Genomic DNA, 1,253 nt, shown 5'->3' with positions numbered 1-1,253 from the left:
GCGCGCTGACCAGGTCCGACCTGTTCGGCCGCGGCGTGCACGCCGACGTGCCGAACGGCGCGGCCGACCGCACGCTGCCGCTCGCGGCCACGCAGGAGCGGCTCGCCGCGGGGCTGCGCGGCCCGGCGTACGGCCGGCAGGTGGTGTCGTCGGCGGCCGACGGCACGACGACCCCGCAGCAGGGGCCCCGCGGCGGCAGCCAGGTGCTGGTGCCGGTGCAGGAGCGCGAGCGGGTGTGCGAGCACCTGCCGCTCGACGGCGGCCGCTGCCCGACGGCGCCCGGCGAGGTGGCGACCACCGCGCGCAGCGCCGAGCTGCTCGGGCTGCGGCTCGGCGACCGCATCGAGGTCGCCCTGCCGGACGTCGTCACCGACGCCGGCGCGCAGGCGTCGCTCACGATGCGGCTGGTGGGCACCTACCGGCTGTTCGACACCGCCGACGACTACTGGTCGGGCCGGCAGCTGTTCGGCTGGTACCCGACGTCGCGCCCGCGCGGGCTCGGCGAGATCCCGCCGCAGACCGACGTCGTGCTGCTCGGTGCGGGCACCGCGGCGGCCACCGGCATCGGCGCCTACTCCGTCGACGTGCCGGTCGACGGGCGCCGCCTCGACCTGGCCGGCGGGCAGGTGGCTGCCGCGCAGGTCACCGCCGTCTCGCGCGAGCTCGGCCTGGCCGGGGTGGCGGTCACCAGCCAGCTGCCCACGCTCGTCGAGACCGCGCAGCAGCGCAGCGCCGTGGTGCGGGTCGCGGCGCCGCTGGCCGCCGTGCAGCTGGTGCTGCTGGCCTTCGTGGTGCTGGGGCACGTGGTCGCGGCGGCCACCCAGGAGCGCGCCCCCGAGCTCGGGCTGGCCCGGCTGCGCGGCCTGACGCCGGTGCGCACGGTGCGCTTCGGGCTGGGCGAGGTCGTGGTGCTGCTGCTGGTGTCGGCGCCGGTCGGCACCCTGCTCGGCGTGCTGCTGGTGCGGGTGGCGGCCGCGGAGGTGCTCGAACCCGGCACGCGGCTCGAGCTCACCCGGTGGGTCGCGGTGGCGAAGCAGCTGGGCGTGCTCGGCCTCGCCGGGGCGGCTGCGCTGGCCGCGGCCGGCGTGGCCCGGCGGCAGGTCGCCGACCTGCTGCGGCGGGTGCCCGGTGGCGGCCGGGTGCGGGGTGCCGGTGCGGCCGAGGGCGTCGTCGTCGCGCTGGTGGCCGCGGGCGTCGCGCAGCTCGTGCTGCGACCGGACGCCGACCCCGGGCCGGTGGCGATCGTCGCGCCG

General features: G+C 79.2%; 1 pseudogene. It reads left to right on the top strand.

Features of this window, described 5'->3' with window-relative positions:
• Positions 1-1,253: pseudogene (locus ACYVI6_RS18730) on the top strand (hypothetical protein); the annotation flags it as partial.

It is taken from the genome of Angustibacter aerolatus (assembly GCF_054776675.1).
Note: the sequence above shows the minus strand (reverse complement) of the source record. Positions and strands in the feature narration are given on the sequence as shown.